The 26,150-nt window shown below is 41.8% G+C and carries 23 protein-coding genes and 1 pseudogene; 22 read left to right on the forward strand and 2 right to left on the reverse strand.

Features of this window, described 5'->3' with window-relative positions; all coding sequences use genetic code 11:
* Window positions 1-7: 7 nt before the first annotated feature.
* The gene (locus PCY09_RS00730) at window positions 8-712 is read right to left on the reverse strand and encodes an ABC transporter ATP-binding protein (RefSeq protein WP_060553478.1); all 705 of its coding nucleotides are present in this window, start codon (window positions 710-712) and stop codon (window positions 8-10) included.
* Window positions 713-974: 262 nt separating this feature from the next.
* Here PCY09_RS00730 and PCY09_RS00735 point away from each other — a divergent pair, with 262 nt between their 5' ends.
* The 4 genes from PCY09_RS00735 (at window position 975) to lepB (ending at window position 7,363) form a co-directional block, all read left to right on the forward strand.
* Complete coding sequence (locus PCY09_RS00735; RefSeq protein WP_061602098.1) at window positions 975-4,076, forward strand: DNA polymerase III subunit alpha; 3,102 nt, start codon at window positions 975-977, stop codon at window positions 4,074-4,076.
* A 71-nt stretch (window positions 4,077-4,147) separates the two neighbouring features.
* Window positions 4,148-5,158: a 6-phosphofructokinase gene (gene pfkA, locus PCY09_RS00740; RefSeq protein WP_008809277.1), complete on the forward strand. Its 1,011-nt coding sequence runs from the start codon at window positions 4,148-4,150 to the stop codon at window positions 5,156-5,158.
* Window positions 5,159-5,210: 52 nt separating this feature from the next.
* Entirely contained in the window at window positions 5,211-6,716 is a 1,506-nt protein-coding gene (pyk, locus tag PCY09_RS00745; protein ID WP_045635229.1) for a pyruvate kinase, read from the forward strand.
* 89 nt (window positions 6,717-6,805) lie between these two features.
* Complete coding sequence (gene lepB / locus PCY09_RS00750; protein WP_046165437.1) at window positions 6,806-7,363, forward strand: signal peptidase I; 558 nt, start codon at window positions 6,806-6,808, stop codon at window positions 7,361-7,363.
* A 102-nt stretch (window positions 7,364-7,465) separates the two neighbouring features.
* Here lepB and PCY09_RS00755 read toward each other — a convergent pair whose 3' ends face one another.
* On the reverse strand, window positions 7,466-8,653 hold the full coding sequence (locus PCY09_RS00755) for a cation diffusion facilitator family transporter (RefSeq protein ID WP_045773299.1): 1,188 nt from the start codon (window positions 8,651-8,653) through the stop codon (window positions 7,466-7,468).
* Between the two features lie 202 nt (window positions 8,654-8,855).
* On the opposite strand from PCY09_RS00755, the gene pcrA reads away from it, so the two are divergent.
* From pcrA to PCY09_RS00845, 18 genes and pseudogenes are all read left to right on the forward strand, one after another.
* On the forward strand, window positions 8,856-11,144 hold the full coding sequence (gene pcrA, locus PCY09_RS00760; protein ID WP_125397113.1) for a DNA helicase PcrA: 2,289 nt from the start codon (window positions 8,856-8,858) through the stop codon (window positions 11,142-11,144).
* The gene (locus tag PCY09_RS00765; protein ID WP_045635234.1) at window positions 11,141-11,539 is read left to right on the forward strand and encodes an NUDIX pyrophosphatase; all 399 of its coding nucleotides are present in this window, start codon (window positions 11,141-11,143) and stop codon (window positions 11,537-11,539) included. The genes pcrA and PCY09_RS00765 overlap by 4 nt, the downstream gene beginning before the upstream one ends.
* A 98-nt stretch (window positions 11,540-11,637) precedes the next feature.
* The gene (locus PCY09_RS00770) at window positions 11,638-12,918 is read left to right on the forward strand and encodes an O-acetylhomoserine aminocarboxypropyltransferase/cysteine synthase family protein (RefSeq protein ID WP_061595938.1); all 1,281 of its coding nucleotides are present in this window, start codon (window positions 11,638-11,640) and stop codon (window positions 12,916-12,918) included.
* A gap of 36 nt (window positions 12,919-12,954) precedes the next feature.
* Complete coding sequence (locus PCY09_RS00775) at window positions 12,955-13,374, forward strand: GNAT family N-acetyltransferase (RefSeq protein ID WP_045635236.1); 420 nt, start codon at window positions 12,955-12,957, stop codon at window positions 13,372-13,374.
* A gap of 328 nt (window positions 13,375-13,702) precedes the next feature.
* The gene (locus PCY09_RS00780) at window positions 13,703-14,314 is read left to right on the forward strand and encodes a TetR/AcrR family transcriptional regulator (protein ID WP_061595937.1); all 612 of its coding nucleotides are present in this window, start codon (window positions 13,703-13,705) and stop codon (window positions 14,312-14,314) included.
* Window positions 14,315-14,332: 18 nt separating this feature from the next.
* Window positions 14,333-16,098: pseudogene (locus PCY09_RS00785) on the forward strand (ABC transporter ATP-binding protein).
* Window positions 16,091-17,836: an ABC transporter ATP-binding protein gene (locus PCY09_RS00790; protein ID WP_061602101.1), complete on the forward strand. Its 1,746-nt coding sequence runs from the start codon at window positions 16,091-16,093 to the stop codon at window positions 17,834-17,836. Before PCY09_RS00785 ends, PCY09_RS00790 begins: the two are co-directional and overlap by 8 nt.
* Before the next feature lie 135 nt (window positions 17,837-17,971).
* Window positions 17,972-19,102 carry a radical SAM family heme chaperone HemW gene (gene hemW, locus PCY09_RS00795; protein WP_061602102.1) on the forward strand — a complete coding sequence of 377 codons (1,131 nt, stop codon included), beginning with the start codon at window positions 17,972-17,974 and terminating at the stop codon, window positions 19,100-19,102.
* 3 nt (window positions 19,103-19,105) lie between these two features.
* Window positions 19,106-19,855 carry an acyl-[acyl-carrier-protein] thioesterase gene (locus PCY09_RS00800; protein ID WP_045773307.1) on the forward strand — a complete coding sequence of 250 codons (750 nt, stop codon included), beginning with the start codon at window positions 19,106-19,108 and terminating at the stop codon, window positions 19,853-19,855.
* Between the two features lie 2 nt (window positions 19,856-19,857).
* Window positions 19,858-20,628: a TIGR01457 family HAD-type hydrolase gene (locus tag PCY09_RS00805; protein ID WP_061602103.1), complete on the forward strand. Its 771-nt coding sequence runs from the start codon at window positions 19,858-19,860 to the stop codon at window positions 20,626-20,628.
* Window positions 20,621-21,241, forward strand: coding sequence for a TIGR01906 family membrane protein (locus PCY09_RS00810; protein WP_045773309.1), 621 nt, complete (start codon window positions 20,621-20,623; stop codon window positions 21,239-21,241). The genes PCY09_RS00805 and PCY09_RS00810 overlap by 8 nt, the downstream gene beginning before the upstream one ends.
* 23 nt (window positions 21,242-21,264) lie before the next feature.
* The gene (locus PCY09_RS00815) at window positions 21,265-22,221 is read left to right on the forward strand and encodes a CPBP family intramembrane glutamic endopeptidase (protein ID WP_008809262.1); all 957 of its coding nucleotides are present in this window, start codon (window positions 21,265-21,267) and stop codon (window positions 22,219-22,221) included.
* 107 nt (window positions 22,222-22,328) lie between these two features.
* On the forward strand, window positions 22,329-23,018 hold the full coding sequence (locus PCY09_RS00820; protein WP_061593218.1) for a hypothetical protein: 690 nt from the start codon (window positions 22,329-22,331) through the stop codon (window positions 23,016-23,018).
* A gap of 119 nt (window positions 23,019-23,137) precedes the next feature.
* On the forward strand, window positions 23,138-23,410 hold the full coding sequence (gene rpsP, locus PCY09_RS00825) for a 30S ribosomal protein S16 (protein ID WP_008809260.1): 273 nt from the start codon (window positions 23,138-23,140) through the stop codon (window positions 23,408-23,410).
* Between the two features lie 18 nt (window positions 23,411-23,428).
* Window positions 23,429-23,668 carry a KH domain-containing protein gene (locus tag PCY09_RS00830; RefSeq protein WP_008809259.1) on the forward strand — a complete coding sequence of 80 codons (240 nt, stop codon included), beginning with the start codon at window positions 23,429-23,431 and terminating at the stop codon, window positions 23,666-23,668.
* 111 nt (window positions 23,669-23,779) lie between these two features.
* Entirely contained in the window at window positions 23,780-24,328 is a 549-nt protein-coding gene (locus PCY09_RS00835; protein ID WP_061602104.1) for a putative immunity protein, read from the forward strand.
* Between the two features lie 14 nt (window positions 24,329-24,342).
* Window positions 24,343-25,134 carry an alpha/beta fold hydrolase gene (locus tag PCY09_RS00840; RefSeq protein WP_125397114.1) on the forward strand — a complete coding sequence of 264 codons (792 nt, stop codon included), beginning with the start codon at window positions 24,343-24,345 and terminating at the stop codon, window positions 25,132-25,134.
* A 162-nt stretch (window positions 25,135-25,296) separates the two neighbouring features.
* Window positions 25,297-26,082 (forward strand): alpha/beta fold hydrolase, encoded by a 786-nt coding sequence (locus PCY09_RS00845; protein WP_061582927.1) that lies wholly within the window; start codon window positions 25,297-25,299, stop codon window positions 26,080-26,082.
* The last annotated feature ends 68 nt before the right edge of the window (window positions 26,083-26,150 follow it).

A 26,150-nucleotide genomic window follows, 5' to 3' on the forward strand; every position in this document is an offset into this window, starting at 1 on the left:
CTCTCCTTTAAATTCTAAACTGATCACGGAAGATATGGTCAATAGTGTTGTCATGTTTTCTGCGAAGCTCATTAGCATCTTCCTGCAACAAGATTTCCCCATCTTTGATAAAGATAACATCATCAAGAATATCTTCAATATCGGAAATCAAGTGGGTAGAGATCAACACAGAAGAATTCTCTGAACGGTTTTGAATAATTGTCTTCAAAATATAGTCTCTGGCTGCCGGATCCACACCACCAATTGGTTCATCAAGAACGTAGAGATCAGCCTTTCGACTCATAACTAGGATCAATTGAACCTTTTCTTTATTACCTTTTGAAAGATTCTTCAAACGACTTTTTTCGTCTAAATTGAGATCTTCTAAAAGGTGGTTGGCCTTTTCTTCGTCAAAGTCAGAATAGAAGTCTTTGAACATAGCAAATACTTCCTTGATTTTCATATTATCACCAAGGTAAGTTGTGTCTGGTAGATAAGAGACAACCTTTTTCGTTTTTGGAGAAGGTTTTTCTCCGTTGATAAGAACCTGTCCAGAAGTTGGCTGCAGAAGACCATTGATAAGTTTGATGATAGTTGTTTTTCCACTACCATTTGGTCCTAGCAAACCAACAATACGTCCAGGTTGGATATCCAAGTTAACACCAGAAAGAGCTTCAGTCTTTCCATAATTCTTTTGAACATGCTCCAAACGAAGCAAAGATGAAGTTGACATATAAACCTCCTAAAAGATACAAAGCTAACAAGACAGCATCATGCGGTATTGATATTAGATTTGATTCTTAGTTGCCAATACAATTAGTATTATTTGGGCTAAAAATCAATATGCTTTTAAGATATTATATAGTTTGTTAAAAAAAAAATCAAATTTGTTCAGAGATTCCATAGATTCTCTAAGGCTTTTTTTGTCATTGGTTTCTTCTTTTTTTAAATTCTAGTATAATAGGAACTAAAGATTACAAGCGAAGGAGAGGCCAGTGATTGCACAGTTAGATACTAAAACAGTATACAGTTTTATGGACAGCCTCGTCTCAATTAAAAAATATGTGGAAAAGGCGAAAGAATTTGGTTATAGTCACTTAGGGATTATGGATATGGATAATCTCTACGGAGCCTATCATTTTTTAGAAGAAACGAAAGCAGCTGGAATTCAGGGGCTTTTAGGTCTGGATTTGAATTTAGCCAAAGATGGACAGCCTTTGTCCTTACGATTATTGGCGATAAATAGCCAAGGTTATCGGAATTTGATGAAGGTTTCAACTCTCATCATGCTTGATAAAAAAGAGTGGTCAGATATTCAGCATTTGATGCAAGGTTTGGCTCTGATTGTTCCTGCTTTTCCTGGAATTGATGATTTAGATCTGGGAAAAGCTTATTACATTGGGGTTTCTCCAACGACTCCTCTTCAAGATTTTTCAAGGCCTACGCTACCTCTTTATACTGTCCGCTATTTTGATACAGGAGACTTGGAAACCTTGCAGATGCTGAGGGCTATTCGAGAGAATGTTAGTCTGAGAGAGGTAGGGGATTTGCCAAGCGGTCAGCATTTTTTGCGACCCCAGCAACTTAGGGACGCTTTTGAGAAGACCTTTCCAGAGAGTTTAGAAAATCTTGAAAGACTGGTCCAGAATGTCCATTATGATATCGATACAGAGTTAAAATTGCCACGTTTTAATCCGGAGCGTCCAGCAGTGGAAGAACTACGTGAGCGCTCAGAAGCTGGGCTGAAAAAACGAGGCTTAACAAGCTCTCTCTATCAGGAACGCCTCAATCAGGAACTTGCTGTTATTCATCAGATGGGCTTTGATGATTATTTTCTCATCGTATGGGATTTGTTGCGTTTTGGACGTAGTCAGGGCTATTACATGGGAATGGGGCGAGGCTCTGCAGTAGGAAGTCTGGTGGCTTATGCTTTAGAAATCACAGGAATTGATCCTGTCAAAAACAATCTACTCTTTGAACGCTTTCTAAATCTGGAACGCTACACTATGCCTGATATTGATATCGATATTCCAGATGTATACCGGCCGGAATTTATTCGTTATGTCCGTGATCGTTATGGTACACTGCATGCAGCTCAAATAGTGACTTATTCAACCTTTGGAGCTAAGCAGGCCATTCGTGATGTTTTCAAACGCTTTGGTGTCGCAGAGTATGAGCTGACCAACATCACTAAGAAGATTCGCTTTGGTGATAGTTTGAATACGGCCTATGAAAAGAATATTGCATTCCGACAGATTATCAATAGTAAGTTAGAGTATCAAAAGGCCTTTGACATCGCTAAAAAAATCGAAGGTAACCCCCGCCAGACCTCTATTCATGCGGCCGGTGTTGTAATGAGTGACAATGATTTGACAGACCAGATACCACTCAAATATGGCGAGGATATGTATATTACTCAGTATGACGCCCACGGAGTCGAGAGCAATGGACTTCTCAAGATGGACTTTCTAGGTTTGCGCAATTTAACCTTTGTCCAGCGAATGAAAGAAGCTGTCCTAAAAAAATACGAGATAGACATCCAAATCGAGTCCATTGATTTGGAAGATAAAAAAACCCTACAACTTTTCGCTGCTGGTGATACCAAAGGAATTTTTCAATTTGAACAGCCAGGTGCTATCAGTTTACTTAAGAGAGTTCAGCCTGTTTGTTTTGAAGAAGTAGTCGCTACAACCTCCTTGAATCGACCTGGTGCTAGTGATTATATTGACAATTTTGTCAAGAGAAAGCATGGTCGTGAAGCTGTTGTTTCAATTGATGAAAGCCTAGACGATATCCTGTCTCCAACCTATGGTATCATGCTCTACCAGGAACAGGTCATGCAAGTTGCCCAGCGCTTTGGCGGCTTCAGTCTAGGAAAGGCGGATATCTTGCGTCGAGCCATGGGGAAGAAAAATGCCGTAGAAATGCATAAGATGGAGGAAGAGTTTGTCTCAGGCGCAATGAAGCTTGGACACTCAGAAAAGAAAGCTAAAGAAGTCTTTGCCATCATGGAGAAATTTGCTGGCTATGGCTTTAACCGCAGTCATGCTTATGCTTACTCTGCCTTAGCCTTTCAGTTGGCTTATTTCAAGGCTCATTATCCAGAAGTTTTCTTTGACGTTCTCTTAAATTATTCTAGCAGTGACTATATTACGGACGCACTTAGCTTTGGATTTAAGCTTGCTCCCTTGACCATTAATACAGTCCCTTATCACGATAAATTTGAGGAAAATCAAATCTTTCTAGGTCTGAAAAATATTAAGGGGCTTCCTCGCGATTTAGCTTACTGGATTATTGAAGAGCGACCTTTTACTGGAATTGAGGATTTTCTGCTACGCTTACCATCCCAGTATCGGAAAGAGTCTTCTTTGATTCCTCTGGTTCAGATTGGCCTTTTTGACAGTTTTGAGCCTAACCGTCAAAAGATAATCTCTAATTTGTCGAACCTATTCATTTTTGTGGAAGAATTGGGAAGTCTTTTTGCTGATAGCAGTTATTCATGGACAGAGGCTGAGGATTATAGTCAGGCTGAAAAGTTTGAGCTGGAGCAATCTATTCTTGGTGTTGGCTTATCGGATCACCCTTTAATGACCATTGCCAAAGCGACAACAGAATCCTTTTCTTGGATAGGAGATCTAGCTGAAAACAGCAGGGCAAAAATTCTTGCTCAAGTCCAGTCTATCAAAGTTATTCGGACGAAAAATGGTGAGAATATGGCCTTTTTGCAGGTCACTGACACCAAAAAGAAACTGGATGTGACCCTGTTCCCAGAAACTTATAAGTTATTAGCGAATCGTATAAAAGAACAAGGTATTTATTTTTTAACGGGGCGTATTCAGGAAAGGGATAGTCGTTTGCAAATGATTTTATCTGAGGCGGTAGAAGCTAGTTTAGAACGATTTTGGATTCAGCTAGAAAACCATGAACATGATATTCAGATTGCAGAAATCCTCCAACGATTTCCGGGACCGATTCCTGTTGTTTTACATTATGAAAGTGACGGTAAAACAATCGCTACACCGCATTACCAAGTGGAAAAATCAAAGGATTTACAAGAGGATTTACAAAAATTTACAATGAAAACGATTTATCGCTAAAAAAGGAAGAATTTTCCCTAAGATTGTGGTATAATCAGTTAAAATGTTAAAAGAAAAAGGAGCATAAACGAATGAAACGTATTGCTGTTTTGACCAGTGGTGGAGATGCCCCTGGAATGAATGCTGCCATCCGTGCAGTAGTTCGTAAAGCAATTTCTGAAGGAATGGAAGTATTTGGTATCTATGATGGATATGCTGGTATGGTTGCTGGTTCGATTCAACCATTAACAGCTGCATCGGTAGGGGATATCATTTCTCGAGGCGGTACTTTCCTTCACTCTGCTCGTTATCCTGAGTTTGCGCAAAAAGAAGGGCAACTTAAGGGAATTGAGCAATTGAAAAAGCATGGAATTGAAGGTGTCGTGGTTATTGGTGGTGACGGTTCTTACCACGGTGCTATGCGTTTGACAGAGCATGGCTTCCCAGCTGTTGGTGTACCAGGAACCATTGATAATGACATTGTTGGTACTGATTTTACAATTGGTTTTGATACAGCAGTAACAACAGCAATGGATGCGATTGACAAGATTCGTGATACTTCATCTAGTCACCGCCGTACTTTTGTTGTTGAAGTAATGGGACGTAATGCTGGAGACATCGCGCTATGGGCAGGTATTGCTACTGGTGCAGATGAGATTATTGTTCCTGAAGAAGGTTTCAAATTTGAAGAGATTGTGGCTAGCATCAAGCATGGATATGAGGAAGGCAAGAAGCACAATATCATTGTTCTTGCAGAAGGTGTTATGTCAGCTGATGAATTTGGTGAAAAATTAAAAGCTGCTGGTGATACAAGTGACCTTCGTGTAACTGAGCTTGGTCACATTCAACGTGGTGGTTCTCCAACCGCTCGTGACCGTGTTCTTGCTTCTCGCATGGGAGCACATGCTGTTGAATTACTTAAAAAAGGGATCGGTGGTGTAGCCGTTGGTATCCGCAATGAGAAAATGGTTGAAAATCCAATTCTTGGAACAGCAGAAGAGGGAGCACTCTTTAGCTTGGCGGAAGATGGTAAGATTATCGTCAACAATCCGCACAAGGCAGATCTTGCTTTGTCTAGTCTAAATCGTAGTATTTCTATTTAATTTGTTATAAAGGTCAGAATGGCCAAATATATAAAAGGAGTTTCATAAGATCATGAACAAACGCGTAAAAATTGTTGCAACATTAGGTCCTGCGGTTGAAATCCGTGGTGGTAAAAAATTCGGTGAAGACGGCTACTGGGGTGAAAAACTTGACGTTGAAGCTTCAGCTCAAAATATTGCTAAATTGATTGAAGCAGGAGCAAACACTTTCCGTTTCAACTTCTCACATGGTGATCACCAAGAGCAAGGTGAGCGTATGGCAACTGTTAAGCTTGCAGAAGAAATTGCTGGACAAAAAGTTGGTTTTCTTCTTGACACAAAAGGACCTGAAATCCGTACAGAATTGTTTGAAGGTGACGCAAAAGAATATTCATACAAAACTGGTGAAAAAATCCGTGTTGCAACTAAACAAGGAATCAAATCAACTCGCGAAGTGATTGCTTTGAACGTTGCTGGTGCCCTTGACATCTACGATGATGTTGAAGTTGGTCACCAAGTTTTGGTTGACGATGGTAAACTTGGTCTTCGTGTTTTCGCAAAAGACGATGCAACTCGTGAATTTGAAGTAGTCGTTGAAAATGACGGTATCATTGCTAAGCAGAAAGGTGTAAACATCCCAAACACTAAAATTCCTTTCCCAGCACTTGCTGAGCGCGACAATGCTGATATCCGCTTCGGTCTTGAGCAAGGAATCAACTTCATCGCGATTTCATTCGTACGTACTGCAAAAGACGTCGACGAAGTTCGTGCAATCTGTGAAGAAACTGGTAATGGTCACGTTCAATTGTTCGCTAAAATCGAAAACCAACAAGGTATTGATAACTTGGATGAAATCATTGAAGCTGCTGACGGTATCATGATTGCTCGTGGTGACATGGGTATTGAAGTACCATTTGAAATGGTTCCAGTTTACCAAAAGATGATCATCACTAAAGTAAATGCAGCTGGTAAAGTTGTTATCACAGCAACAAACATGCTTGAAACAATGACTGAAAAACCACGTGCAACTCGTTCAGAAGTATCAGATGTATTTAACGCTGTTATCGACGGAACTGATGCAACAATGCTTTCAGGTGAGTCTGCAAATGGTAAATACCCACTTGAGTCAGTAACTACAATGGCTACAATCGACAAGAACGCTCAAACTCTTCTTAACGAATACGGACGTTTGAACTCAGATTCATTTGAACGTAACTCTAAAACAGAAGTTATGGCTTCAGCAGTTAAAGATGCTACTAACTCAATGGATATCAAATTGGTTGTAACACTTACTAAGACTGGACACACAGCCCGCTTGATCTCTAAATACCGTCCAAATGCTGATATCTTGGCATTGACATTTGACGAATTAACAGAGCGTGGATTGATGTTGAACTGGGGTGTTATCCCGATGTTGACAGACACTCCATCATCAACTGATGACATGTTTGAAATTGCTGAACGTAAAGCAGTTGAAGCAGGTCTTGTACAATCTGGTGATGATATCGTTATCGTTGCTGGTGTACCAGTTGGAGAAGCTGTTCGTACAAACACAATGCGTATCCGCACAGTTCGCTAAACAAATATATAAAACCAATGATTACAAGAGAATCATTGGCTTTTTTTATTCTGTAAAAAATGGTATAATAGGGTGAAAAAGGAGAGATGATGGTTAAGAGAGATTTGATTCGTAATTTGCTGATCCTTGTGATAGCAATTTTCATTTTTGTTGCCTTGCGTCTATTAGTTTTTACTCCCTATACTATAAAATCACAAGATTCAAATCACTATCTTGCTGAGAATGATTTTGTTTTAGCAATTAGAGGAGAAAAGATTCAGAGGGAAGATTTCGTTCTTTATGAAGTAGATGGTAAAGAGTATGTAGGACGAGTGATTGCCAAAGAAAATGATTCATTCATCTATATGGATGATGTCTTATATCTGAACAATAAGATTAAAACTGAGAATTACTTATCTAGTTTAAAGGAAAAATACCTGGCAACACCTGGTAACTCAGGTTATTTTACGCATGACTTTAGCTTGCAGACGCTGACTGATTCAAAAACTCGTAAGATTCCGAAGGATTCCTACTTGATATTAAATGATAATCGGCAGAATACAAGAGATAGTCGAGAGTTTGGTTTAATTACTAGCAAGCAGATTCAGGGAGTCATTTCATTCAGAATTTCCCCATTAAAGAAGTTTGGTTTTATTGAGAATAAGTAGAAAACAAAAAAGAAGAGGCCTAAGTCTCTTCTTTTTTGGGTATTTAGATCTTATTCAAACCAATCTGAGTTAAAGCCTAGGATTATGTCACTTAGGAAATCTTTAATCTCCTTTTCTGGTTTCTTGGTGGAAGATATTTTGCCAGTTTTCATGACGTCGCCAGATGCTTGTGTGAAGAACGTCGCCAATTTGATAACGGATAAGCTTGGTTTTGTGGCTGATAGAAATCAGTTCAAAATTTTTGATCTTTTTTTCTGAGGATTTTTCAGCCTGAAATTCAGCCTTATTTAGCTGACGACCATCTTGGGAAATGTAGAAAAATTCTTCAGAAAGTAAATTGTCTAACTGACTTCCTTGGTCAACTAGTTGTTCACGCATTAGGAGTTTTTTATAGACATTATCGAGTATTTCATCTTCTGGTATGGGAGCGGGCTCAATGTGAATATCAATATCGAAAATGCCAAATCGTTCCATTAGCATCTCTTCAACTTGATCGGCAATTTCGTGACTTTCATAGACGGAAAGGTCTGGATTCATTTCAAGAATAATATCTAGATAGATATTGCTTCCATAAGTGCGGCCTCGCTGGGACTTAACTTGTGTGATTTTAGGAATTTCAAGGATGGCTTGCTTATAATCTTGCAAGAGGCTTTCATCAAATCCATCAGAAAGACTGAAGGAGGATTCCATAAAAATATCATAAGCAGTTTTTAAGATGAAGAAAGTAATAATAATGGCTACCAGCTGGTCAACTAGGGGATAGTTCAAGGCGCTCGCTATAATAGCAATTGAAGTACCAAGGGAAGTGATAGCATCTGATAAATTATCTTTTGCTGCTGCTTCTAGGGCTTTAGAGTTGGCTCTTTTTGCAAGTTTTTTATTAAAGAGATAAACCCCAGTCATGATGATGGCTGAAATAAAACCTACGATTGCACCTAGAGGATCGATGGCTGTGACTTGTTTGGAAATAATCTTTTGAACGGTTTCAAATAAGACGTCCAGTCCAACAAAAAACATGATTAGGGAAGTGATTAGACTTGCCAGATCTTCAATCTTCCAGTGACCAAACTTATGGTCCATATCAGCTGGTTTTCGAGCCATTCGTAGACCAATAAGAACTGCAATATTAGCGACGATGTCAGAAATGTTATTGAAACCATCAGCAGTCAAACTAGAAGAGTGGAGCATAGAGCCTGCAATCAGCTTAGCAGTAGAAAGAAGAATATAGGTGACAATAGCTAGTAAGGCACCCTGTTCTGCCAGTTTGAGGTTTTTTGAGGGATTGTTCATGCTTACTCCTTTCAGATAGTACATTATAGCCTTTTTTTGCTTTTTTTTCAAATAAACATTGGTAAGTGTAGCTTATATATAGAGAGCTAGGAGAATGTTGCAACTTTCTTGCTTATTTCTCTTTTTATTCTGCTGACTTTGTACACCCTTCGGAGGTATTTTTTGGTATAATAGTGACATTGACTTTGAAAGAGGAAGAAAAATGCATCCTTTATTAAACGGTATGAATGACCGTCAGGCTGAGGCGGTTCAAACAACAGAAGGGCCTTTGCTGATTATGGCGGGAGCTGGTTCGGGTAAGACCCGTGTCCTGACCCATCGCATTGCCTATTTGATTGATGAAAAAATGGTCAATCCATGGAATATCTTAGCCATTACCTTTACCAATAAGGCGGCACGGGAGATGAGAGAAAGGGCTGAAAAACTTAAAACGGAGGCCCAAGATTGCTTAATCGCTACCTTCCACTCCATGTGTGTGCGCATCCTGCGGCGAGAAGCAGATCATATTGGCTACAACCGCAACTTTACTATCGTGGATCCAGGTGAGCAGCGGACTCTGATGAAACGGATTCTCAAAAATCTCAATCTAGATCCTAAAAAGTGGAATGAGCGCGCCATTCTGGGGACTATTTCCAATGCTAAGAATGACCTGATTGATGAGGTGGTCTATGCAAATCTAGCTGGTGATATGTACACGGAGATTGTGGCCAAGTGCTACACGGCCTATCAAAAGGAATTGCGCCAGTCTGAGGCTATGGACTTTGACGATTTGATTATGCTGACCCTGCGGCTTTTTGATCAAAATCCTGATGTTCTGACCTACTACCAGCAACGTTACCAGTATATCCATGTGGACGAGTATCAGGATACCAACCATGCCCAGTACCAGCTGGTCAAGCTCTTGGCTTCCCGCTTTAAGAATATCTGCGTGGTCGGAGATGCTGACCAGTCTATCTATGGCTGGCGGGGAGCCGATATGCAGAATATCCTGGACTTTGAAAAGGATTATCCTGAAGCTAAGGTAGTTCTGCTGGAGGAAAATTATCGCTCAACCAAGACCATTCTTCAGGCGGCTAATGAAGTCATCCGAAACAACCGCAACCGCCGTCCTAAAAATCTCTGGACTCAAAACGAAGACGGTGAGGAAATTGTCTACTATCGGGCTAATGACGAGCAGGACGAGGCTCTCTTTGTCGCTCGGACTATTGATCAGCTGAGCCGAGAAGGATACAGTCATAAGGATTTTGCAGTTCTTTACCGGACCAATGCCCAGTCACGTACGGTGGAGGAAGCCCTGCTCAAGTCCAATATTCCCTATACTATGGTCGGTGGAACCAAGTTCTACAGCCGCAAGGAAATCCGCGATGTCATTTCTTATCTCAATCTCATCGCCAATCCTAGCGATAATATCAGCTATGAGCGCGTAATCAATGAGCCCAAGCGTGGAGTCGGTCCAGGAACGTTGGAGAAAATTCGGGATTTTGCGTCTAGTCAGGAAATGTCTTTACTGGATGCGTCGGCCAATATCCTATTGTCGCCAGTCAAGGGCAAGGCGGCTCAGGCGGTCTATGATTTTGCCAATATGCTTCTTGATTTGCGGGAGCGCTTGGACGACTTTACAGTAACGGAGCTGGTAGAAGCTGTGTTGGAAAAGACAGGTTATTCTGCAGCTTTGGCTGCGCAGGCAACCTTGGAAAGCCAAGCACGGATTGAAAATATCGAAGAATTCTTGTCTGTAACCAAGAACTTTGACGAAAGTCCAGACAATCCTGCTGATGAATCTGGTCTTGATAAGCTCAGCCGTTTTCTCAATGACTTAGCCTTGATTGCAGACACAGATGACGGAGATACGGAGAGTTCCGAAGTGACTCTGATGACCCTCCACGCGGCCAAGGGATTGGAATTTCCGGTCGTCTTTCTGGTTGGTATGGAGGAAAATGTCTTCCCTCTGAGCCGAGCATCTGAAGATGAGGATGAGCTGGAAGAGGAGCGGCGTCTGGCCTATGTCGGTATCACCCGAGCAGAGAAGATGCTCTATCTGACCAATGCCAATTCCCGTATGCTTTATGGTAAAACCAACTATAATCAACCTACTCGCTTTTTGAGAGAAATCAGCTCAGACCTGCTAGACTATCAGGGACTGGCTCGACCAGCAAACAGCCCCTTTAAGGTCAGTTATATCAATAGCGATACTACCAAATTCGGTCAGGGCATGAGTCTGGCCCAGGCTCTGCAAGAGCGAAAGCGTCAGGCGGCACCAAGTTCGATTTCTACAGGCAGTCTGCCTTTTGGAAAGAGCGGTCAGAACCGGCCATCTAAGCCAGAAGTTGCTTGGGCTATCGGAGATATTGCCCATCATAAGAAATGGGGAGATGGGACAGTTTTAGCAGTCTCTGGTAGCGGAAACAGTCAAGAGCTTAAGATTAATTTCCCAGAAGTCGGTCTGAAGAAAGTGCTGGCCAGCATAGCACCGATTGAGAAAAAATCATGATGAAACAGTCGATTGAAGCCTGGATCTTTCATACAGAGGATCGAGAAATCTTGCTCTTGAAAGTTGAGGATGAGACAGTTTCATTTTGGCAGCCTATTACTGGTGGGATTGAGAGTGGTGAGAGCCCAGAAGAGGCCTGCCTTCGTGAAATAAAAGAAGAAACCGGCTTGCTCTTAGCTTGTTCAAATCTGACGAGTCTTGGAGATTTTACGGTAAAGATTGATGAAAATCTGACCATCCACAAAGATCTCTTTCTAGTTCTGACAGAGCAGAAGGACATCCAGATTTCTGATGAGCATGTGGGATCTCAGTGGGTAGCTTTAGACAAAGTTTCGTCGCAGTTGTACTGGCCCAGCAATCAGGCGACTTTTGAGATGATATCTGAGAAGCTATAAGATATAGCTTCTCTTTATTTCTTTTGATAAGGAAATTCTATTAGTCAAGCGGGGCGTTTAGTGGTAGACTTATCACATAACTATAGTGAGGTGACCTTATGACACGTGAATTTAAATTTGAAACCCTGCAACTTCATGCCGGACAGACAGTTGACCCGACAACCAAGTCACGGGCTCTGCCTATTTACCAGACAACTTCCTATGTGTTTGATGATACTCAGGAGGGAGAAGATCTTTTTGCCCTACGTAAGCCGGGCAATATCTACACTCGGATTACCAATCCGACCCTGTCTGCTTTTGAGGAACGGATTGCGGCTTTGGAAGGTGGAGTCGGAGCTCTAGCAACAGCTTCTGGTATGGCAGCTGTTACCTACACCATTCTAGCTTTGGCCCATGCTGGCGACCACGTAGTAGCAGCCTCTACCATCTACGGTGGTACCTTTAATCTGCTCAAAGAAACCCTGCCTCGCTATGGCATTACCACGACTTTTGTTGATATTGAAAATCTGGCTGAAGTAGAAGCAGCTATTCAGGACAATACCAAGTTGGTTCTGATTGAAAGCTTGGGCAATCCGCTGATTAATATCCCGGATTTTGATGCTTTGGCAGAGTTGGTCCATTCCCACAAGATTCCGCTGATTTCCGACAATACCTTTGCTACACCATATCTGATCAATGTCTTTTCTCACGGAGTGGACATTGCAGTCCATTCTGCGACCAAGTTTATCGGTGGTCACGGAACCAGCATTGGCGGTGTGATTGTGGACAGCGGTCGTTTTGACTGGGAAGCTTCTGGCAAGTTTCCGCAGTTCGTGGACCCGGACCCGAGCTATCATGATATCAGTTATACGCGCGATGTCGGAGCAGCAGCCTTTGTTACTGCTGTGCGGACCCAGCTCTTGCGCGATACGGGCGCAGCCATGTCTCCCTTCAATGCCTTTCTCTTCCTGCAGGGGTTGGAAACTCTCTCTTTGCGTGTAGAGCGCCATGTGTCCAATGCTGAGAAGATTGTGGAATTCTTAGCAGGGCATCCTAAGGTCGAGCAGGTCAATTATCCCAAACTTGCTGACAGTCCATATCATGCTTTGGCAGAAAAATATTTCCCTAAAGGCGTGGGCTCTATCTTCACCTTTAATGTCAAAGGCGGAGAGAAAGAAGCTCGTAAGGTTATTGACAGCCTAGAGATTTTCTCTGACTTGGCCAATGTAGCAGATGCTAAGTCCTTGGTTGTCCATCCAGCTACGACAACTCACGGTCAGATGTCGCCAGATGCTCAGCTGGCAGCAGGCATTACACCAAATCAAATCCGTCTCTCTATCGGCTTGGAAAATGTGGATGACTTGATTGAAGATCTCAAGCTAGCCTTGGAACAATTATAAGATTAGAGAAATTATAGTTTGAAGGAGGTGTTTGGTGTGATCCGTTATGTTTGCAATCCACAGCTAGATTTTGCAGCAGTGCTAGATCTCTATGCTTCGGTTAGTTGGAGCAATTACACCAATCATCCTCGGCGGTTAGAGCAAGCCTTCCATCAGTCCTTGTTTGTAATGGCAGCCTATGATGACGATGAAGAGTTGGTTGGTTTGATCCGAGCGGTTGGGGATGGACTAACCATTGTCTTTATTCAGGATTTGCTGGTGTGTCCACACTATCAGCGTCAGGGGATTGGCCGGAGTCTTCTTGAGCAGACGCTGGTACGATTTAAGGATGTTTACCAAATCCAGCTGGCAACGGAGCAGTCAGACAAAAATCTAGCTTTTTATAGAGAGCTCGGCTTTCGCCGACAGGAAGATTTCGACTGTACTGGCATGATTTATGCACCTAATAAAAAATGAAATTCTAGAGAGAGTGGGACAGAAATCGGTAATTCGTTAGAATTCGATTTCGTCGTCCCACCTCCGCACAGTTGAGTAGGGCTGTAAAAGCTGATGAAATCGGCGTAGTAGAGCCCACTCAACCACTGCGTCTTGCTCGACAATCCAAAGACAATTTAGAGGCTAGGACTTTTGTCTCAGCCTCTTTTGTCATGTTTACAAGAGGAAAAGGAATAGTACTGGACCGACAAAAATATTTCTCGGTCTCTTTTGTTTTTCCTTGACAGTTAAATTGTCAGAATTTATAATAAAAGAAGAAAGGTGATAACGGTGTTATCGAATTAAAATCATGAAAAAAGAAACAGATGAGTTAAACGAAAAAATCTTGGAAAGCGCAAGGAGTGAGTTCTTGACTTATGGCTATCAGGATGCTTCACTTCGGAGAATTTGTCGCGCTGCTGGCTTGACGACTGGTGCTCTTTATAAGCGCTATGAGGGTAAGGACAGTCTCTTTACTTCCCTGCTTGAGCCTACTCTGATAGCCTTAGATCAGTATGGGCAAGAGCAGAAGCGACGTGACTATGCTTTCCTAGAAGAGGGACACCTATCTGACATGTGGGTACATCGCTTAGAGGATCTCCAGTCCCTGATGCGGATTCTCTATGAGCATAAGGATATTATGCAGCTCTTGCTCTTTAAATCTCAGGGATCTTCGCAAGCGGACTTCAGGAAGCGTCTGCCTCATTTGGCTGCAGACGAGACTTATCGCTATTTGGAGCTGGCTTACAAAGAGGGAAAGATCAGCCATTTGGTCAAACACGAGTTTCTGCGATCGTGCATGACAGCTTATTACACAGCTGTATTTGAGCCTTTGGCTCAAGACTGGCCCCAAGAGCAGGCGCTGGAATTTTGCCATTCCATCATGGACTTGTTTGACTGGGGAGGTTTGCTAGGTTTTTGATAGAAAGAAGGAAATTCTATGAAGAAAAAATCTGTCCTTACTTGGATCTGGGACTTTGTTTCCCTTCATAAGATATATTTTGTACTCAGTCTGATCTTTGCCTTTGCCTCTGTGCTTTCAGGATTTCTGCCTTATTTCTTTATTGGTGGAATGATTAATCAGCTCTTGGCTGGCAATAAAAACTGGGATTTTTACCTGCAGCAGTCGGCTTGGGCAGGTATGGCCTGGATTGGCTACTGGGGATTTCACGGTATCTCCACCATGCTGTCGCATACGGCTACTTTTAAGATTTTAGCGGAAATGCGGCACCGCCTGACAGACAAGCTGGCTGGGCTACCTTTAGGTACAGTGCTTAGTCAGTCATCAGGCAGTTATAAGAACATTATCGTTGAGCGGGTGGATGCGACCGAAACGACCTTGGCTCACCTGATTCCAGAGTTTACTGCTGGAATTTTTGGTCCGATTATTGTCCTCATTGCCATGCTGGTCATCGATTGGCGGCTGACCTTGCTGTCTCTCCTGACAATTCCTATTGTGGCATTTGCTTATATACGGATGGCTGCCAATAGCGAAGCGGACTATCAAAATACTCTGGTCAAGACCAAAAAACTCAATGATACAGCGGTGGAATACATCAATGGGATTGAGGTCATCAAGGTCTTTGGCAAGGAAAAATTTTCTTATGATAAGTTTGTGACGGCTGCTAGAGAAGGAGCAGACTGCTTTATTGAGTGGATGCGTAAGTTCAATCTGGAGATGGGCATTGTGACTGCTTTTCTGCCATCAGGCTTGCTTTTTCTGCTTCCGGCTGGCTGTTATTTCTATCTGCAAGGTAGCTTGACTGCTGGCAATTTCATTTTGATGATTATTCTTTCGCTCAGTCTTCTAACTCCTCTGATTTTAGTGGCTAGCTATATGGACGATTTACGGAAAATCGGCACTATTTTTGGTCAAATCATTGATATTTTGGAAAAACCTGATTTGAAAAGGCCTCAGGAGATGAGAGAACTTCCAAAAGGAAGGGATCTGGTCATGACGGATGTCAGCTTTGGCTATACAGATGAAGAGGAAGTGCTACATGGAATTTCGCTAGATATTAAGGCTGGCAGTATCAATGCTTTAGTTGGGCCATCAGGCTCAGGTAAGTCTACAATTGCCAAGCTTCTAGCTTCTTTCTGGGATGTCAGTTCTGGTCAAATTACCTATGGTGGCTTGGATATTCGCCAGCTTCCGCTAGACTATTACAGTCGGCAGATTGCTTACGTGACCCAGGATAACTATCTCTTTGATGAGACTATTATGGAAAATATCCGGATGGGAAATCCAGCAGCTTCTGACGAAGAGGTCATCGAAATTGCTCGTCGCTGTGGCTGTTATGACTTTATCATGAACTTAGAAGACGGCTTTGAAACTCAAGTAGGCTCTGGCGGCGGTCATCTATCTGGTGGGGAGCGTCAGCGGATTGCTATCGCCCGTGCCATGCTCAAGGATGCGCCGATTCTTATCTTGGATGAAGCGACTGCTTATACAGATCCGGAAAATGAAGCACGTATCCAGTCCAGTCTAGCTCGTCTGATTGAGGGACGGACCTTGATTGTCATTGCCCACAGGCTGTCTACGATTATGAGTGCAGACCAGATAGTCTTGGTCAATGATGGTCGGATTGAAGCTAGAGGTCGGCATGAAGAATTGCTGACAGCAAGTCCGCTTTATGCTTCCATGTGGCAGGCCCATATTGCTACTAGGATAGTGATGAGATGGAAGGAGGGTTGACTCATGCTTAATATACTGAAGAAATTCTTTGATTTCTGTACGGCAGAGGACCGTAGGAAATTTTATCAATCCATTTATCTGGGCGTCATCAAGTCCTTTATCATCGCTCTGCGTATCCCAGCGATCGGCTTAGTCGTTATGGGACTGATTGAGAAGAATCTTTCTATGCAGACCTTCTGGCTGGCTCTGGCTATCATGTTGGTATCCACTGTGCTAAACGTATGGATTACCCTGAAAATCACCATGCTGCAGACGGAAGCGGGCTATCATACCTGTGCTCAGAAGCGGATTGAAATTGCCGAGCACATGCGCTATCTGCCCATGGGTTACTTTAATCAAAATAGCTTAGGCAAGATTACCAGTGTTACGACTAATACGCTGGAAGGGTTGTCTGATGTAGCTACGCGAGTGGTTATGATGACTGTGCAGGGCTTTCTGACGACTGGTCTCATAACCGTTTTGGTCTTTCTCTATGACTGGCGAGTTGGTCTGGTTCTCTTGGTGGGTCTTGTCCTCTTTCTCCTGCCCAATACCCTCATGCGTTGGCAAGTTGGCAAGGTTTCTGATGACAAGTATCAGGCGGATATGGACCTAGTAGCCGTTGTTTTGGAGTACAGCCAAGGGATTGCTGAAGTTAAGAACTACAATCTGGTCAACCGTTCTGCCAAGAAGCTGTCCAAGGCTATTGAAGGCAAGAGTCAGCTAGATACCAAAATGACACTAGTGACTTCACCTTACATTGCCCTCCAAGGCATAGTGACCAAGCTGACCGGTCTCTTTATGGGTCTTTTCTCTATCTATTTTTACCTCAATGGCAGTATGGAGCTGCTGGTAACCATTATGATGATTGTCAGTGGTTTTATGATTTATGAAAATCTAGACGGCGTTGGCTCTTTCTCTTCTCTCCTGCGCATTGTTGATTTGTCGGTTGATATGGTCAATCAAGTCTTGGCTATCCAGCCGATGGACATCAGCGGTCAGGATATTGAGCCTAAGAGCAGCAGGATTGAGCTGAGAGATGTTAGCTTCTCTTATGGAAATAAGAAAATCATTGACCGGGTTTCCCTTACCATTCCCGAAAAGACGACAACTGCTCTGGTCGGACCTTCTGGATCAGGCAAAACAACGCTCTGCAACCTCATTGCCCGCTTCTGGGATGTGGACCAGGGAAGTATCAGTCTGGACGGGCATGATGTCAGGGATTACAGCTATGACAGCCTGATTCGTAATTTCAGCTTTGTCTTCCAAAGTGTCTATCTCTTTGAGGATACCATTGCCAATAACATTCGTTTTGGCAAGCCGGAGGCCAGTCAGGAAGAAGTGATAGAGGCTGCTAAGAAAGCGTCCTGTCATGACTTTATCCTATCGCTGCCTGATGGCTATGACACCAAGATTGGTGAAGGAGGTGCTAGTCTTTCTGGAGGTGAGCGTCAGCGCATTTCCATTGCACGGGCTATTATCAAGGATGCACCTATTATCATTCTGGATGAAGCAACAGCCAATGTTGACCCAGAAAACGAAGAAGCCCTCATGCAGGCTATTCAAGCTTTGACTCGCGATAAGACCATTATCATGATTGCCCACCGACTCAAGACGGTTGAGCATGCAGACCAGATTTTGGTGCTGGATCAAGGTCGCATTGTCGAGCAGGGTAAACACCAAGACTTACTAGCTAAACAAGGTATCTACAGTAAGTTTATCCAAGAAAGAAAAACAGCTACCAGCTGGCGGATAAATACGGAAAGTTAAAGAAATATCTTAGCTAACAAGAAATTTACATCCTAATAAGAAAAGTAGCAAACAAATCGTTTGCTACTTTTCTAATACCAAATATAAGATAACTTTCTCACTTGACTGTCTATAATATATGGTATAATAAGTACTATGCAAACCAAACCAACCTCTGCTTATGTGCATATTCCTTTTTGTACTCAGATTTGTTATTACTGCGATTTTTCCAAGGTTTTTATCAAAAATCAGCCGGTGGATTCTTATCTGGAGCATTTGATTGAGGAGTATGATTCTTACGATATTAAAAAGCTCCGTACCCTCTATATCGGTGGAGGGACTCCGACGGCTCTATCTGCGCCTCAATTAGCCTTTTTGCTGGAAAAGCTGACGGACAAGTTAGATTTATCTTATCTAGAAGAGTTGACCATTGAAGCCAATCCTGGGGACTTAGATCAGGAGAAGATTGCTGTACTCAAAGACTCGCCTGTCAATCGGGTTTCTTTAGGTGTACAGACTTTCAACGACCGCATGCTCAAGCAGATTGGCCGCAGTCACTTAGAAAAGGACATCTATGAGAATATTGCTAATCTCAAAAAAGCGGGTTTTGACAATATCTCGATTGATCTGATTTATGCCCTGCCCAAGCAGACCATGGAGGATGTAAAAATCAATGTTGCCAAGGCTATTGCCCTGGACATTCCCCACATGAGTCTGTACAGCTTGATTTTGGAAAATCATACGGTCTTTATGAATCGGATGCGGCGAGGAAAATTGCCTCTGCCCAAGGAAGATTTGGAAGCGGAGATGTTCGAATACATTATAGCTGAGCTGGAAAAGGCTGGTTTTGATCATTATGAGATTTCAAACTTTTCTAAGCTAGGCTTTGAGAGTCGTCACAACCTCATGTACTGGGACAATGCAGAATATTATGGTATTGGAGCGGGAGCGTCTGGTTATGTCAATGGTGTTCGTTATAAAAACCACGGTCCCATTCGTCATTATCTTCAGGCGGTGGAAGCGGGCAATGCCCGCGTGCAGGAAGAAGTGCTGACGCTGAAAGAAAAGATAGAAGAAGAGATGTTTCTAGGACTGCGTAAGAAGTCGGGGGTATCTAAAAAGCGCTTTGAGGAAAAATTCGGTCTCTCCTTTGAAGATCAGTACGGAGCTGTTGTGGCTGAACTGACTGAGCAGGGCTTGCTAGTGCCTGACAGAGACATCGTTCGTATGACCAAGAAAGGTCTCTTTTTGGGAGATACGGTTGCTGAGAAATTTATATTGGAGTAAATCATGGGCTTAACTTATCAAATGAAAATGAAAATTCCTTTTGATATGGCAGATATGAATGGCCATATCAAGCTACCTGATGTCATTTTGCTGTCCTTGCAGGTATCGGGGATGCAGTCAATTGAGCTTGGTGTCAGCGACAAGGATATGTTAGATCAGTATAATCTAGTCTGGATTATCACGGACTACGATATCGATGTGACTCGTTTGCCTAGCTTTGCAGAGGAGATTACTATTGAGACAGAAGCCTTGACTTACAATAGGCTCTTTTGCTACCGTCGCTTTACGATTTTTGATGAAGCAGGTGAGGCCATTATCCAGATGATGGCGACCTTTGTCCTTATGGATCGAGATAGCCGCAAGGTTCACGCAGTTGAGCCAGAGATTGTTGCTCCTTATCAGTCTGATTTTTCCAAGAAATTACTGCGCGGTCCCAAGTATCCAGCTTTAGAAAATCCTGTGAGCAAGGACTATCATGTGCGCTTTTACGACTTGGATATGAACGGCCATGTCAATAATAGCAAGTATCTGGACTGGATTTTTGAGGTCATGGGGGCAGACTTCCTCATGAAGTATATTCCTAAGAAAATCCATCTCAAGTATGTCAAAGAAGTTCGACCAGGTGGCATGATTGCTTCAAGCTACGACTTAGATGGTCTACAAAGTAATCACCAGATTTCCAGTGAAGGTGAAGTGAATGCTCAGGCTTTGGTTACCTGGCAAGAGTTTAATCAGGAGAATGAGGAAGAGTAGAAATGACATATAAAGGTTATTTGATTGACTTAGATGGGACGATTTATAAGGGAAAGAGTAGAATTCCGGCTGGCGAAGCTTTTGTGCATGAGTTGCAGAAGCGCAAGATTCCCTATCTTTTTGTGACCAATAATACCACGCGCACGCCAGAAATGGTACAGAGCATGTTGGCTGAGAATTTCAATATTGAGACGCCACTTGAGACTATTTACACAGCAACTCTGGCTACCATTGACTATATGCAGGAGAAAAATCTGGGCAAGAAAGTCTACGTTATCGGTGATATCGGACTGAAACATGCCATAGAAGAAGCTGGTTATATAGAAGACACTGAAAATCCTGACTATGTAGTAGTAGGTCTTGACTGGGAAGTGGACTATGAGAAGCTGACAATAGCGACGCTGGCCATTCAAAAGGGTGCTCACTTTATCGGAACCAATCCAGATCTCAATATTCCGACTGAGAGAGGTCTGCAGCCGGGAGCTGGCGCGATCAATGCCCTCTTGGAAGCAGCTACTCGGGTTGAGCCAACCTTTATCGGCAAGCCAAATGCCATCATCATGGAAAAAGCCATAGAGCATCTAGGACTGGCGCGTGAAGAAGTGGTCATGGTGGGGGATAACTATTTGACAGATATTCGAGCGGGTATAGACAATGGCATTCCGACCCTCTTGGTTACGACAGGTTTTACCCTGCCAGAAGAAGTGCCAAATCTGCCAATCCAACCGACGCATGTCTTGTCCAGTCTAGCGGAGTGGGACTTCGATGCGTGATAAGGTAAGAATTTCAGCCAGCGTCTTGTGCTTGCTGGCAGCAGCTATTTTGTTAACCATTTATCTGGCCTGGCTCTTATACCCAATAGAGATTTCTTATTTCAACCTGCCAGGTAAAGTTTATTTAAAATCAGAGACCATCCAGTATAATTTTAATATTTTGATGAATTACCTGACTAATCCTTTTAGTCAAAAGCTAGCGATGCCGGATTTTCGATCGTCTGCAGCTGGGCTGCATCATTTTCAGGCAGTTAAGTACCTCTTTCACTTGGCGCAGGCTATTTTTCTAGTCACTCTGCCGTCTTTGGTTTTCTTTATCAAAAAAGTGGTCAAAAAGGGATTTTTAGGTCTCTACAGACGGGTATTTCTGTTAATTTGTCTTTTACCACTTATTCTAGCAGGACTAGTCTTCCTGATTGGTTTTGACAATTTTTTTACGCTCTTTCATCAAGTTCTTTTTGTTGGTGATAGTACCTGGATGTTTGACCCGGCTAAGGATCCAGTCATTTGGATTCTACCTGAAGAATTTTTCATGCACTCCTTTATTCTTTTTGCTTTGCTTTATGAGGGAATTTTTTCGACCTTGTATTTCCTGAGCAAAAAGGTTAAATGACTAAGTTAATTAAGGAAATATTTATGACAAGTAAAACTAATCAAGAAATCCGCAAAGATGTTTCTCGATTTTCAGGGTTGTGTCTCTTGTATACTTTAGCAATGTCAGCAGTAGTAACTGTTTATTCAATTGTGACTCTGCTAATTTTTATTTATCAATATGGAGGGGACAATTTACGAGCTGCAAAGGAAGCAGCATCACAATTTCTAGCAAATGATGGGGGAATGTATCTTTTTGCTGTACCGGTTGGCCTCTTGATTTTCTGGTTATATCGTAAGAAGCAACTTTTTAGCACTGATCTTAGACATAAAAAAAGAGCAATGACACCAAAAGCTTTTCTTATTCTGACTAGCTTGCTTTTACTTGCCCAGACTTTTTTTAACTTGTTTAGTCAATTCTTTGAATACTTTTTGAATATTTTTGGTCTCTCAATAATGTCTTCAGTTGAGGCTGCTTCCGCAGATTCTACAACCTGGACGATGTTTTTATACAGTGCTATTGTCGGTCCCATATCAGAAGAGTTGATTTTCCGGGTTGCAGGACTAAGGACTTTCGAAAAATATGGAAAAGTATTTGCCATCAGTTTCTCTTCCCTTTTATTTGGAATTTTCCACGGGAATTTACCTCAGATCATTTTCGCTACCTTTGTTGGTTTCATTTTCTCTTACGTCACTCTAGAATACTCAGTATTTTGGGCCATTGGACTTCACATCTTCAACAATCTTGTCCTTGGAGATGGTTTAGCATTGATTTATAGCTTCTTACCGGGAGTTTTAGTTGGACTTGTGCACGTTATCTTACTCTATGGTGGAAGTGGTCTAGCCCTTTATTTCCTTTACAGTCTTCGAAAAGAGATTTCAGTCTATATAGAAATAAATAAACCTGAGAGCGGAAGCTTTCGTTCAGCTTTTATGTCTGTCTGGTTTTGGCTCTTTACGATTTTCATGATTGGAAATGCAATATATATGCTATTTTTATAATAGTATGAGAAGGTCTTCTAGAAAAATCCAAGTCCTGACAATTTTATGGTCTGAGTTGTTGCATAGGAAAGAGTTGGAGTTTCATAGTAGATTCGAAGGAGTGAAAAATGAACGATAGAGTAGCTGAACTCCTAAAAGCAATTTTGATTGCTTTTGCGGTTCTTCTAACAATTTCACTTTTGATACTTTTTTCAACTTTTAATCCCTTAACTTTTAATCTTTTTAAGGCATCCCCTAGCGATATAAGGGAAGGAAATACAAAAATCGAAAAAATTTTTACTTCTCTAGATTTGAAGCCGGAAAAAGTCGAATCTGATGGAAGCTATCATTATGAAGGTGGAGGACTTACATTTACTGTTCATTTTTCAGAAGAAATGATTCAGCGTCACCCTGTACTAAAAGAAAGTCCCAAACGAACAAACAACCGAATTGAGGTATATGTTGTACAGCTAGAGGATATTTCTTATGCTGAGGTCGGGGAAAATTTATTAAATACTGGTTTATATCAGTTTTTAGAAGAAAAAAGTTGGGACTACTTTAAAGAAATTGGGAAAGATCAGTCTATAAATTACTCAATTTTGCAATGGAACAATCAGGAAAGACTAAAAAAAGGGATTGAATATTATGAGAAGGCTTTGACCTTGGTTGATATCCAGGATAATTCAGCCATAAGGCACATTGATACGATCACTGTAAAGCCCGGTAAAGAATCTGAAATAAAACAATTGATTCGTGAAATGGATCAAGCAGGCTTATTAACTCAAACATCCGAAAAGAATGGCGAAATTTCTCGGTAAAAATTCAATCCTGTCAAGTTTTTTTCTTGACACCTCCATAAAACTATGGTAAGATAGTCTCTGTCAGTAAATAGCTTTGTTATTTACTAAAATATAAAACAGAAAAGAGAAATTTAAAAATGGCAGTTAAAATCCGTTTGACTCGTATGGGTTCTAAAAAGAAACCTTACTACCGCATCAACGTAGCAGATTCACGTTCACCACGTGACGGACGTTTCATTGAAACAGTTGGAACATACAACCCACTTGTTGCTGAAAACCAAGTGACTTTGAAAGAAGACCGTGTACTTGCATGGTTGGAAAATGGTGCGCAACCATCTGATACAGTTCGCAACATCCTTTCAAAAGAAGGTGTATTGAAGAAATTCCACGATTCAAAATACTCTAAATAATAGAATTGTAGGTTGATTATGGACACGATTGAAAATCTAATTATTGCAATAGTGAAACCTTTGATTTCACAACCAGATGCCTTAACTATCCGAATCGAAGATACTCCAGAGTTTATGGAATATCATCTCGATCTTGATCAAACTGACGTTGGACGTGTTATCGGTCGTAAAGGTCGTACTATCTCTGCCATAAGAACGATTGTCTACTCTGTCCCAACCGAAGATAAAAAAGTACGAATCGTAATTGACGAAAAATAAAATGAGACAGTGGGACACTTGTGTCCTGCTGTTTTCTATTTATTAAAAATGAGCAAGTATGTAATCTATAGGATGGTCTGCCAAACAGATGCTTAGTAATAGGAGTGAAGGATGAAGTCAGAAGATTACGCTTGGAATACCCATGAAAGAGAATGTTATGAGAATGGACAAGTGAGTCTGCCTAGTCCTTACAAGATCAAGATTCTTGATGACGGTCAGAAAAGATTGGAACTGGAGCAAATCTTGGCCCAGCTTCCTCAGCAGCAGCTTGCCCAATGGGCAATGGAGCACGCCACTCGCTTTATAGCTCTGATAGATATTGGTGACGCTCTGAAAAAGCAGCAAATCTTGACTCAGGTTCAGGAAGTGTTTGAAGCGCGACTTGCGGGAAATGTTTCTGCTTATGAACTGAGGCAGGCTGGTTTCTTAGCTCAGAAGCTATCTCAGCAAGCCAAATCACAAGTCAGTAAGTATGCCGCGCGTGTCTTTGCCCAAGCGGTTGCAACAGCCCATATGCGAGGGCATGCCATTGTCTCAGCGGATTATGCTGTCAAAGTTCTGAATCTGCAGAGTCCAGATGATACAGAAGCAGTTAGAAAAGAAAGAGAAAAGCAGATAGGCTTAGCTACAAAGTGGCAGAAAAGTATAAATGAGATCTAGAATGGAGGCATAGGATGGATCATATTGAAAGAACTGATGGTAGGGTATACTATCGGATAGAAGGGCGAGGTCATGAAGAAACGCTCGTCCTCCTGCATGGTCTGAGTGCTGACTCGGGCATGTTTCAGCCTCAAATAGATTTTTTTAAGGATCGCTATCAGGTTATTGCGCCTGATTTACGAGGAAATGGGCAATCAAGCCAGCTAACTTGTCAGTTGGACCAGGTTCTAGATATCCAGGCAGCAGATGTGCTGGCGATTTTGGAAAAAGAAGGCATCCGCCAAGCCATTATCGGAGGGACTTCCTATGGCGGTATCTTAACCATGCATCTCATGACACAAAATCCGGAAATCTTTAAGGGAGCTTTCTTGTGCGATACTTTTTGTGCGACAGATTTGTCACCAATGATGAATAGACTGGCTCAACTTACGGCTCCTTTGGTGAAATACTCATGGTTTATGAAGCTATCAACCTTGCCGATTTATAAACGATGGCCTTTAGCTCGCTCTTATTTTGTTGACTTATTTGACCGGATGCGACCTGACGAGTCTGTTTTGCAGCGCAGGGCAATTGAAGCCATTGATTATCGTACTGCCTTGGATAAGTGCAAGATTCCTACACTTTTGTTGGCGGGAGATTTTTCAGGGAAATTAGTCCAAATGATGAAAACAACTAAAGAACATCTTAGTCATGTTCAAAATGTTGTCATTGCTGATTCGTTTGATCCGTCGAATCTATGCCAACCAGCCAAGTTTAATGCTCTGGTGGAGAACTTTGTTAAACAGGTTTTCGAAGAGAGGTTTTAACGCTTTTAAGGCAATACTAGCAACTGCCTCTTGTGACACGGTCCTTGGTTGAATATGAACAAAATCTGTTATAGAGGTGTCCTTATTACACTAGTAAAATAGCTATCTCTCAGATAGTAGTGTGTGCCCAGATAATATTTTTAAGAATTGATTGGAAACATTATGAAAGAAAGAATGATCAAAACGAAAGTAGGACAGCTATTTGTGTCCTATCAACCTGCAGAAAAGATTGCTGTATTTTTAAGCGGTGCAGGGAGTTTGCCGTCCTATGAAAATTTTTTGCCAGTTATTCGGAAGTTACCTAAAAATTGGGGCTATTTAACAATAGATTACCCTAATGCTGGGCAAAGCCCACTGGAAAATCAAGAAAATTTTGTTTTGGACGATTTGGTCCAATCTATTATAGAGGTTTTATCGCATTTTAAAGTCATTCAGTATGCTATTTGCGCGCACAGTATTAGCGGCCTTGTAGCAGTTAAAATTGCTGAGTCAGAGCCGTTTTGTCAGGGACTAATCTTGATTGAACCGACCACTTATTCTGTTCTATATGGCGAATTAGCTCAGAATCCTTATCCCGAATTTTTATCCTTACAGGAGAAAGTTCAGACGCTCGGTGGAGGATATGTATATCTGAAAAAAATAGGACAAGAGAGTTTTCCAGTAGCTGATTTTAAAATCTTATGGGCTAAGGCAGAAAAGAGTTCAGATAGATTAAAATCTGTACAAGAAGGATTTCAACATTACTGCAGTATCGCAGAAAGCGATTTTCAGAACTTAGATATTTCTTTTCAATTCCCGATTTTTATCCTGAGTCAGGCCTATCGAGAACAAGAATATAAAGATTCCGAATTTGCTTCACAAAATACTCAGATTATTTTAGGAGGCAACCATCATTATTTACATTGGAGTCAGTCAGAAAAGATAGCTGAGATTCTTTTAGAAATGTGATGAAAAGTTGTATGCAAACTTTAATTAGTATATCGAAAGCGGGAGTAAATATACATGCAAAATAGCTG

The sequence above is a fragment of the Streptococcus sp. SG2 genome (assembly GCF_030439925.1).
Lineage (GTDB): Bacteria > Bacillota > Bacilli > Lactobacillales > Streptococcaceae > Streptococcus > Streptococcus gordonii.

Excerpts from the sequence above, each read along its gene's own strand:
- PCY09_RS00835 (WP_061602104.1), top strand. The coding sequence starts at position 23,780 with ATGAAGTCAGAAGATTACGCTTGGAATACCCATGAAAGAGAATGTTAT.
- PCY09_RS00840 (WP_125397114.1), top strand. The coding sequence starts at position 24,343 with ATGGATCATATTGAAAGAACTGATGGTAGGGTATACTATCGGATAGAA.
- PCY09_RS00770 (WP_061595938.1), top strand. The coding sequence starts at position 11,638 with ATGACACGTGAATTTAAATTTGAAACCCTGCAACTTCATGCCGGACAG.
- PCY09_RS00765 (WP_045635234.1), top strand. The coding sequence starts at position 11,141 with ATGATGAAACAGTCGATTGAAGCCTGGATCTTTCATACAGAGGATCGA.
- PCY09_RS00815 (WP_008809262.1), top strand. The coding sequence starts at position 21,265 with ATGACAAGTAAAACTAATCAAGAAATCCGCAAAGATGTTTCTCGATTT.
- PCY09_RS00800 (WP_045773307.1), top strand. The coding sequence starts at position 19,106 with ATGGGCTTAACTTATCAAATGAAAATGAAAATTCCTTTTGATATGGCA.
- PCY09_RS00830 (WP_008809259.1), top strand. The coding sequence starts at position 23,429 with ATGGACACGATTGAAAATCTAATTATTGCAATAGTGAAACCTTTGATT.
- PCY09_RS00810 (WP_045773309.1), top strand. The coding sequence starts at position 20,621 with ATGCGTGATAAGGTAAGAATTTCAGCCAGCGTCTTGTGCTTGCTGGCA.
- rpsP (WP_008809260.1), top strand. The coding sequence starts at position 23,138 with ATGGCAGTTAAAATCCGTTTGACTCGTATGGGTTCTAAAAAGAAACCT.
- PCY09_RS00730 (WP_060553478.1), bottom strand. The coding sequence starts at position 712 with ATGTCAACTTCATCTTTGCTTCGTTTGGAGCATGTTCAAAAGAATTAT.
- PCY09_RS00845 (WP_061582927.1), top strand. The coding sequence starts at position 25,297 with ATGAAAGAAAGAATGATCAAAACGAAAGTAGGACAGCTATTTGTGTCC.
- PCY09_RS00805 (WP_061602103.1), top strand. The coding sequence starts at position 19,858 with ATGACATATAAAGGTTATTTGATTGACTTAGATGGGACGATTTATAAG.
- pyk (WP_045635229.1), top strand. The coding sequence starts at position 5,211 with ATGAACAAACGCGTAAAAATTGTTGCAACATTAGGTCCTGCGGTTGAA.
- PCY09_RS00780 (WP_061595937.1), top strand. The coding sequence starts at position 13,703 with ATGAAAAAAGAAACAGATGAGTTAAACGAAAAAATCTTGGAAAGCGCA.
- pfkA (WP_008809277.1), top strand. The coding sequence starts at position 4,148 with ATGAAACGTATTGCTGTTTTGACCAGTGGTGGAGATGCCCCTGGAATG.
- lepB (WP_046165437.1), top strand. The coding sequence starts at position 6,806 with ATGGTTAAGAGAGATTTGATTCGTAATTTGCTGATCCTTGTGATAGCA.
- pcrA (WP_125397113.1), top strand. The coding sequence starts at position 8,856 with ATGCATCCTTTATTAAACGGTATGAATGACCGTCAGGCTGAGGCGGTT.
- hemW (WP_061602102.1), top strand. The coding sequence starts at position 17,972 with ATGCAAACCAAACCAACCTCTGCTTATGTGCATATTCCTTTTTGTACT.
- PCY09_RS00755 (WP_045773299.1), bottom strand. The coding sequence starts at position 8,653 with ATGAACAATCCCTCAAAAAACCTCAAACTGGCAGAACAGGGTGCCTTA.
- PCY09_RS00820 (WP_061593218.1), top strand. The coding sequence starts at position 22,329 with ATGAACGATAGAGTAGCTGAACTCCTAAAAGCAATTTTGATTGCTTTT.
- PCY09_RS00790 (WP_061602101.1), top strand. The coding sequence starts at position 16,091 with ATGCTTAATATACTGAAGAAATTCTTTGATTTCTGTACGGCAGAGGAC.